Below are 8,807 nucleotides of genomic sequence, written 5' to 3'. Positions count from 1 at the left end.
GCCAACCATTGGAGCCAGAGTGTCAGAGTTAACTTGGCCGGGATATGAGCAAGATTCGCACCATGAAAAATGCCGTCCACTTGCTTAAGTGAACGGCATTACGGCTAGTTGGCCGCTTTTTTGTTACCAAACCATATCAGCGCTGGCGCTGGTAATCGGCAAAGCGGTAACGCAAACCGTTGGCCGCAAGTTGCTCTTCCCCTTCGCTGCACTGCCATTCCGCCGCCTGCCACTGCGGAAAGTGTGCGTCGCCGGCAATATCCAGTGCGATATGCGTCAGGCACATCCTGTCGGCCAGCGGCAGTGCCTGCGCATACAGGTTGGCACCACCGATCACGCATACCTCATCCACCGCGCCGGCCAGCGCCAGCGCATCCTGCAGCGAGTGCGCCACGCTCACGCCCTCATGCTGCCAGTCTGCCTGGCGGGTAATGACGATGTTCAGTCGCCCCGGCAACGGCCGACCGATGGAGTCAAAGGTCTTGCGCCCCATGATCACCGGCTTGCCCAGCGTCACCGCCTTGAAATGCTTGAGATCTTCCGGCAGGTGCCACGGCAAGGTGTTGTCGATGCCGATCACATTGTCGCGGGCCATCGCCGCCACCAGGGTGAGGGTTGGCCTCATACCGCCACCTCCGCCTTGATGTGCGGGTGCGGGTCATAGCCTTCCAGCGTGAAGTCCTCGAACTTGAAGGCGAACAGGTCGCTCACCTCCGGGTTGATGCGCATGGTGGGCAGCGCACGCGGTTCGCGCGACAGCTGCAGCCGCGCCTGATCGAAGTGGTTGCTATAGATATGTGCATCGCCCAGGGTGTGCACGAATTCGCCCGGCTGCAGGCCGCACACCTGCGCCACCATCATGGTCAGCAGCGCGTAGCTGGCGATATTGAACGGCACGCCGAGGAAGATATCTGCCGAGCGCTGGTACAGCTGGCAGGACAGCTTGCCGTCCGCCACGTAGAACTGGAACAGGCTGTGGCACGGCGGCAGCGCCATTTCGTCCACCAGCGCCGGGTTCCACGCCGACACCATCAAGCGGCGCGAGTCCGGATTGCGGCGGATCATGTCCAGCACATTGCTGATCTGGTCGATATGGCGGCCGTCCGGCGCCGGCCAGCTGCGCCACTGGTAGCCGTACACCGGCCCCAGGTCGCCGTTTTCGTCGGCCCACTCGTCCCAGATCGATACCCCGTGTTCCTTCAGGTAGCGGATATTGGTATCGCCGGTCAGGAACCACAGCAGTTCGTGGATGATGGAGCGCAGATGGCATTTCTTGGTGGTAACCAGCGGAAAGCCTTCCGCCAGGTCGAAGCGCATCTGGTAGCCGAATACCGAGCGCGTGCCGGTACCGGTGCGGTCGGCCTTGTCGGTGCCATGCTCCAGCACGTGGCGCATCAGATCCAGGTATTGCTTCATCACTACCTCAACATGCATTTTTCGAATCGCGCGATTGTACCTTTTCCCGGCCTGCTGCGGCCAACCTGCCTGCGATTGCCCGTCTGCGGCCTGTCCGATTGATTAAACACCAACGCAGCATGGCAGCAATCGGCTACCATCGCCGTTTGTTGGCCATTCATTCATCGATACGCGACCCTCATGGCAGAAGAAAGCGACAAGGAAGACCGCACCGAAGCGCCCTCGCCCCGGCGGCTGGAACAAGCCCGCAAGGAAGGCAATGTGCCGCGCTCGCGCGAACTGTCCACCTTTGCCATTACCGCAACCGGTCTCGCGCTGCTGATGGCGACCGGCAGCAATATCTACCAGTTCCTGCACCAGCTGCTGGTGGACTGGTTCACCTTCAACCAGGGCAAGGCCGCCAGCGGCGCGCTGATCCTGGAACATTTCCGCCGCAGCCTGTGGGACAGCATGTTTGCCATTGCGCCACTGCTGGGCGCCTTGCTGGTGGTGGCCGTGGCCACGCCGATGGCGATTGGCGGCTGGAACTTCACCAGCAAGGGCTTCATGCCCAACTTCGGCAAGCTCAATCCGGCCAGCGGCATCAAGCGCATGTTCTCGCTGCAGGCGGTGGCGGAAGGCACCAAGGCGATCCTGAAAAGCGCGCTGATCGGCGGCGTGGCCACCTGGGTGATCTGGAACGAGCGCGGCGACCTGGCTGGCCTGGTATCCATGCCGCTGGACAAGGCGCAGATCCACCTGCTGGGGCTGATGGAACACACCTTCATCATGGTGGTGGGCGCCATGCTGCTGCTGGTGCTGCTGGATGTGCCCTACCAGCTGTGGCAGTACCAGAAGAACCTGCGCATGACCAAGGACGAGCTGAAGCAGGAATACAAGGAGCAGGAAGGCTCGCCGGAAGTGAAAGGCCGCATCCGCCAGCTGCAGCGCGAGGCGGCGCGCAAGCGCATGATGCAGGAAGTGCCCAAGGCCAATGTGATCGTGACCAACCCTACCCACTACGCGGTGGCGCTGCGCTACGAAGACGGCATGGCCGCCCCCAAGCTGATAGCCAAGGGCTCGCTGAAGCTGGCAGAGCGCATTATCGAAAAAGCCAGGGAGCATCAGGTAACCGTGGTACGCGCGCCCAGCTTTGCCCGCGCGCTGTATTTCAACGTGGAGCTGGAAGAAGACGTGCCGAGCAAGCTGTACACTGCCGCCGCACAGGTTCTGGCCTATGTTTTCCAGCTGGAAGAATACGAAAAGCGCGGTGGCAGCAGTCCGGTGTTCCCGGAACAGCTGCAAGTGCCGCCCGAGCTTGACCCTGAAAGCAAACGCAATCAACATACTGCGCCCACCGGCCCCCTCTAACGCGGCATGAACAAGCTTCTAGAACTGCTGAGAAAAATCGACGTCAACACCCTGGCAGGCCCGATCCTGATCATGCTGGTGCTGTCGATGATGGTGCTGCCGCTACCGCCGCTGGTGCTGGACATCTTTTTCACCTTCAACATCGCCATCTCGATCATCGTGCTGATGGTGGGGGTGAACACCCGCGAGCCGCTGGAGTTCTCCTCCTTCCCTACCCTGCTCTTGGTCACCACCCTACTGCGGCTGTCGCTGAACGTAGCCAGTAGCCGCATCATCCTGCTGGAAGGCCATACCGGCGCCGATGCCGCCGGTGCGGTGATCGAATCGTTCGCCCACTTCCTGATCGGCGACAACATCACCATCGGTATCGTGGTGTTCGTGATCCTGACCATCATCAACTTCGTGGTGATCACCAAGGGCGCCGGCCGTATCGCCGAGGTATCCGCCCGCTTCACCCTGGACGCGATGCCCGGCAAGCAGATGGCGATCGATGCCGACCTCAACGCCGGCCTGATCGGCGAGGACGAGGCGCGGCGCCGCCGCGGCAAGATCGCGGAAGAGGCCAACTTCTTCGGCTCCATGGACGGTGCCTCCAAGTTCGTGCGCGGCGATGCCGTGGCCGGCATCCTGATCATGGTGATCAACATCGTCGGCGGCCTGATCATCGGCGTGGTGCAGCACGATCTGGATGTGGCCACCGCGGCGGAAACCTATACCCTGCTGACCATCGGTGACGGTCTGGTGGCGCAGATCCCGGCGCTGATCATCTCCACCGCCGCCGGTATGGTGGTAGCGCGCGTCGGCACCGAGAAGGGGATTTCCGAGCAGCTGGCCGGCCAGCTGTTCGCCAACCCTACCGTGCTCTACCTCACCGCCGGGGTTATCGGCCTGCTGGGCATGATTCCCAATATGCCGCACCTGGCCTTCCTGCTGATTGCCGGCATACTGGCAGGCACTGCCCGCTGGCTGGAAAAGGCCGAACAACAAAAAACGGTGGCAGCTGCCGCGCCACCGGCGGGCGAGCAACCGCCGCCAGCCGTGCTGGAGCAGCCGCTGGCGGAAGTGGGCTGGAAAGACGTACAGCCGGTGGATGCACTGGGACTGGAAGTGGGCTACCGGCTGATTCCGCTGGTGGACCGCGACCAGGACGGCGAGCTGTTGCGCCGCATTCGTGGCATCCGCAAGAAAATGGCGCAGGAGCTGGGCTTTCTGGTGCCGCCGGTACATATCCGCGACAACCTGGAAATCCGCCCCAATGCCTACCGCATCCTGCTCAAGGGCGTGGAAATCGGCCAGGGCGAGGCCTATATCGGCCAGTTCCTGGCCATCAACCCCGGCCAGGTAAGCGGCGAGCTGCAAGGCATGCCCACCACCGACCCGGCCTTCGGCCTGCCGGCCATCTGGATCGACGCCGCCAAGCGCGACGAAGCGCAGAACCTGGGTTATACCGTGGTGGATGCCAGCACCGTGGTGGCCACCCACCTGTCCAACCTGCTGCAGACCCACGCCGCCGAGCTGCTGGGCCGCGAGGAGGTGCAGGCGCTTATCGAGCACGTGGCCAAGGAAGCGCCCAAGCTCATCGAGGACCTGGTACCCAAGGTGGTGGCCATCGGCACGCTGCAAAAGGTACTGCAGCAGCTGCTGCTGGACGGCATCCACCTGCGCGACTTCCGCACCATCATCGAAACCCTGGCCGACCATGTCGGCATCACCCCGGATATCGACGACCTGACCAGCGCGGTGCGCACCGCGCTGTCGCGCGCCATCGTGCAGCAGTTGTTCCCCGGCGAGCAGGAACTGCCACTGATGACGCTGGAGCCGCAGCTGGAAAACATCCTGATGCAGGCGGTAAACAGCAAGGCCGGCGGCGGGCTGGAGCCGGGGCTGGCGGAGAATCTGCTGTCCAATGCCGCGCATCAGACAGAACATGTTGAAAATCAGGGTTACAATCCGGTGCTGCTGACACCGCCCGGTTTACGACCGCTTTTGGCACGCTTCTTGCGCCGGGCACTGCCGCAACTGCGGGTCATTTCTCATAATGAGATACCCGACAGCAAATCCATTCGTATAATTGCGGTGATTGGGGGGAGCAAAGGCTAACGCATGGTCGTCAGAAAGTTCTACGGCAAAACAACTCGCGATGCACTGCGCCAGGTTCGGGAAGAACTTGGCGCTGATGCATTGATCCTGTCCAATCGCCCGACGCTGGGCGGTGGGGTAGAGATCATGGCGGTTGCCGATGCTGACGTGTCCGCGCTGGCCACCACCTTCACCCCGCCGGCGCAGCCCAAGCCGCCGCGCAATGCCGCGCCACCGGCGGCACCGACGGCAGCGGCCACGCCCCCAGCCACGCCACGGGCAGCACCGCCACAGGCAGCCAGATCTGCGGCCAACCCGGCCCCGGCGGTGAACCGCGCGCTGGCCCGTACCTACGCCATGCCGGTGGAGCCGCTGGAAGAGCCGCCGGCGCCGCCACCGCAAGCGCCTGCCGCCGAGCCGGAACGGGAGGCTAAGCAATCCTTCCTGCAGCACGTACAGCAGAACACCAGTCGCCGGCCTGCGCCCGCGCCGGCAGCTACCAGCCGCGCCGGCGCCGCCGAAAACGATGCCGACCGCGAGCAGATGTCGCAGGAACTCAAGCAGATCAGCGACGAAATCAAGCAGCTGCGCAGCCTGCTGCAAAGCCAGCTGGCCGGCTTTGCCTGGTCGGACATGGAGCAGCGCAGCCCCAACCGCGCCGAACTGTTCCGCCATCTGCTCACCGCCGGCTTCAGCTCGGCGCTGATCCGCCAGCTCACCCAGAAGCTGCCGCCGCAGTACGACGGCGACGTGGCGCAAAAGTGGGCGCGCTCGGCGCTGATCCACAACCTCAAGTGCATGGACCCGCAGCACGACCCTATCGAGGTCGGCGGCATCTTTGCGCTGGTCGGCCCCACCGGCGTGGGCAAGACCACCACCGTGGCCAAGCTGGCCGCGCGCGCCACCATGCGCCATGGCGCGCAGAACGTGGCGCTGATCACTACCGACACCTACCGTATCGGCGCCCAGGACCAGCTGCGCATCTACGGCAAGATTCTCGGCGTGCCGGTGTTCTCGGTGCAGAACGAAGGCGATCTGCAACTGACGCTGGCCGACCTCACCCCGCGCAAGATCGTGCTGATCGACACCGTGGGCATGAGCCAGCGCGATGCGCGGGTGCAGACCCAGCTGGAAATGTTCAGCCAGGCCGGCCGCCCGGTGCAGCGCCTGCTGCTGCTGGCGGCCAACGCCGACGGCCACACGCTGGAAGACGTGGTACGCCACTACAAGGGCGACGGCCTGGCCGGCGCCATCGTGTCCAAGATCGACGAGGCACTGGCGCTGGGCCCCAGCCTGGACGTGGTAATCCGCAACCGCCTGCGCCTGTTCTATGTCACCAACGGCCAGCGCGTGCCGGAAGACATCCATGCCGCGCATGCCGAGCTGCTGATTGACCGTGCACTGCGTGCGGCCCAGCAGCACTCGCCGTTCAACCCGTCCGGCGACGAGCTGAGTCTCGTCAATGCCGCGCAATCCGGCTGGCTGGGGTAAGACATGGTTGACCAGGCATCCGGCCTGCGCCAGGCCAACGCGCAATCCCACTATCCACCGGCCTTCGCGTTTTTTGGTGGCGAAGGCAGCGGTGTGAGCAGCGTGGTGGGCGAACTGGCGGCCGCGCTGGCGATGAGCGGCCAGCGCCCGCTACTGGTGGAACACCAGCCGGGCAACCACCAGGCGCGCCGCCTTGGGCTGCCGACCAGTGCCAGCTTTGCCAGCCTGTCGATCAGCCTGGGCGGCGTAAGCGACCTGCTGGTAAGCAACCGCTACGGCCTGAACCTGATCAACCTGGTAGCCAGCAGCGAGGAACGCACCCGCATGTCGCCCCGGCTGTGGCGGCGGCTGGTCAGCGAGTTCGCCGCGCTGGAAGCCGATAACAGCGTGCTGCTGATCGATGCGCCACAGCTGGTGGATGACCCGACGCCGCTGTGCATCGCCGACAATCTAGTATTGGTACTGAGCCCGGATGCGGAAAGCCTCACCCAGGGCTATGCCACCCTCAAGCGACTGGCCGGCGACTATGCGCGCCGCCGCTTCAATGTGCTGGTGAACCGCGCTCGCGACTTCGACGAAGCACAGGCAGTATTCACCCGCCTGAGCGCGGTGGCCGGCGATTACCTGTCGGTGGCGCTGCGCTGGGTGGGTTTCGTGCCGCTGGACAACACCCTGCGCAAGAGCCAGACCCTGCGCCGGCCCACGGTAGAGGCATTTGCCGACTGCGAAGCGGCGCAAGCCTGTCGCCAGCTGGCACAGATGCTGCCACGCTGGCATGCTCCGGACAGCAATGCGCAACGCAGCAGTTATCTGGAACAATTGTTGACCACCACCAAATCACTTGCAGACCTGACAGGACACTGACCATGGCAACCCACAACAAGATGCGTGCCTATGCGCAGGTTGCCGCCACCCGCGAGCAGATCGACATTGAACGCTACACCCCGCTGGTGAAGAAGCTGGCCAGCATGCTGGTGGCGCGGCTACCGGCCAGCGTGGATATCAACGACCTGATCCAGGTCGGCATCATCGGCCTGATGGAAGCCGCCAAGCAGTTCGATGCCAGCCAGGGCGTGCAGTTCGAAACCTTCGCCAGCCAGCGCATCCGCGGTGCCATGCTGGACGAGCTGCGTCGCGAAGACTGGATGCCGCGCCAGACGCGCCGCAATTCGCGCCAGATCGAAGATGCCATCCACAAGCTGGAACAGCAGTTGGGCCGCCCGCCACTGGAAAGCGAAATCGCCGACTTCATGCAGCTGCCACTGGAGGAATACCAGGACATGCTGGGCGAATGTCGCGGCATCAGCCTGGTGCATTTTCACGACCACGAAGACGACGACGGTGGCGGCATGGCCAACCAGGTGGAAAACGTGGCCGATCACAACAGCCCGGAACCGGCGGATATTCTGTCCAGCGGCGAGTTTCGCGCGGCGCTGGTGGAAGCCATCAAGCTGCTGCCGGAACGCGACCAGCTGGTAATGAGCCTGTACTACGAACAGGAATTGAACCTGAAGGAAATCGGCGCCGTGCTCGGCGTGTCGGAATCGCGTGTCTGCCAGCTGCACAGCCAGGCGGTGACCCGCCTGCGCAGCCGCCTGCGCGAATGGATGTAATGCGGCCAACCCTTGGCCGCCAATAAGAAACGGAACCGTCAATCTTGGACAAGATCAGTTTTATCGCCATCCTGGGGGGACTGACCGCCATTCTGGCTGGTCAGGCGCTGGAAGGCGGCAATATTGCCTCGCTGATTCAGGTCACCGCCTTCCTGATCGTGATCGGCGGCACCGCCAGCGCGGTAATGCTGCAATCCACGCCGCGCCAGTTCGTTACCGGCCTGCAGATGGCAAAGTGGGTGTTCGTTCCCCCAAACTTCGAATACGACAAGCAGATCAGGGACATCGTCGGCTGGAGCAATACCGCGCGCCGCAACGGCCTGCTGGCGCTGGAAGCCAATCTCAACAGCCAGAAGGAGCCGTTCACCCGCAAGGCGCTGCAACTGCTGGTGGATGGCGCCGAGCCACAGCTGATCCGGGAAGTACTGGAAGTGGAGCTGGAAACCCACGAGCAGGCACGCCGGCTGGCGGCCAGAACCTGGGAATCCGCCGGTGGCTACTCCCCTACCATGGGCATTCTGGGCGCGGTGCTGGGGTTGATCCACGTGATGGAAAACCTGTCCGACCCGGCCAAACTGGGCGGCGGCATCGCGGTGGCCTTTGTCGCCACCGTCTATGGCGTAGGTGCGGCCAACCTGCTGTTCCTGCCGATGGCCAATAAGCTCAAGCACCTGATCACGCTGGAAAGCACCGCGCGCGAGCTGGTGATCGAGGGCGTGGTGGCAATTGCCAACGGCGAGAACCCGCGCCAGATCGACGCCCGTCTGCGTGGCTACCTGGCCATTGCCGACTGAACCGCGCGGCAGTATCCACGCCACAACGCCCGCAGTTTGCGGGCGTTGTCGTTTGCGGTTGCAG

Annotated in this window: 8 protein-coding genes; 6 read left to right on the top strand and 2 right to left on the bottom strand. The window is 63.7% G+C overall.

Going from position 1 to position 8,807, the window contains the following annotated elements; translation table 11 throughout:
• Positions 1-136: 136 nt before the first annotated feature.
• Positions 137-625 (bottom strand): dihydrofolate reductase, encoded by a 489-nt coding sequence (locus tag ACFOKJ_RS00440; RefSeq protein ID WP_390276012.1) that lies wholly within the window; start codon positions 623-625, stop codon positions 137-139.
• A complete protein-coding gene (locus ACFOKJ_RS00435) occupies positions 622-1,416 on the bottom strand; it encodes a thymidylate synthase (RefSeq protein WP_390276011.1) in 795 nt (264 codons plus the stop codon). The genes ACFOKJ_RS00440 and ACFOKJ_RS00435 overlap by 4 nt, the downstream gene beginning before the upstream one ends.
• A gap of 180 nt (positions 1,417-1,596) precedes the next feature.
• On the opposite strand from ACFOKJ_RS00435, the gene flhB reads away from it, so the two are divergent.
• From flhB to ACFOKJ_RS00405, 6 genes are read left to right on the top strand one after another with little or no spacing between them, the layout of a single operon-like run.
• The gene (gene flhB, locus ACFOKJ_RS00430) at positions 1,597-2,766 is read left to right on the top strand and encodes a flagellar biosynthesis protein FlhB (protein ID WP_390276010.1); all 1,170 of its coding nucleotides are present in this window, start codon (positions 1,597-1,599) and stop codon (positions 2,764-2,766) included.
• 6 nt (positions 2,767-2,772) lie between these two features.
• A complete protein-coding gene (gene flhA / locus ACFOKJ_RS00425; RefSeq protein WP_390276009.1) occupies positions 2,773-4,866 on the top strand; it encodes a flagellar biosynthesis protein FlhA in 2,094 nt (697 codons plus the stop codon).
• Between the two features lie 3 nt (positions 4,867-4,869).
• On the top strand, positions 4,870-6,336 hold the full coding sequence (gene flhF / locus ACFOKJ_RS00420) for a flagellar biosynthesis protein FlhF (protein WP_390276008.1): 1,467 nt from the start codon (positions 4,870-4,872) through the stop codon (positions 6,334-6,336).
• Positions 6,337-6,339: 3 nt separating this feature from the next.
• On the top strand, positions 6,340-7,200 hold the full coding sequence (locus tag ACFOKJ_RS00415; protein ID WP_390276007.1) for a MinD/ParA family ATP-binding protein: 861 nt from the start codon (positions 6,340-6,342) through the stop codon (positions 7,198-7,200).
• A 2-nt stretch (positions 7,201-7,202) separates the two neighbouring features.
• Positions 7,203-7,949 (top strand): RNA polymerase sigma factor FliA, encoded by a 747-nt coding sequence (locus tag ACFOKJ_RS00410; protein ID WP_390276006.1) that lies wholly within the window; start codon positions 7,203-7,205, stop codon positions 7,947-7,949.
• Positions 7,950-7,993: 44 nt separating this feature from the next.
• A complete protein-coding gene (locus tag ACFOKJ_RS00405; protein ID WP_390276005.1) occupies positions 7,994-8,743 on the top strand; it encodes a flagellar motor protein in 750 nt (249 codons plus the stop codon).
• The last annotated feature ends 64 nt before the right edge of the window (positions 8,744-8,807 follow it).

The sequence above is a fragment of the Vogesella amnigena genome (assembly GCF_042648905.1).
Lineage (GTDB): Bacteria > Pseudomonadota > Gammaproteobacteria > Burkholderiales > Chromobacteriaceae > Vogesella > Vogesella amnigena.
Note: the sequence above shows the minus strand (reverse complement) of the source record. Positions and strands in the feature narration are given on the sequence as shown.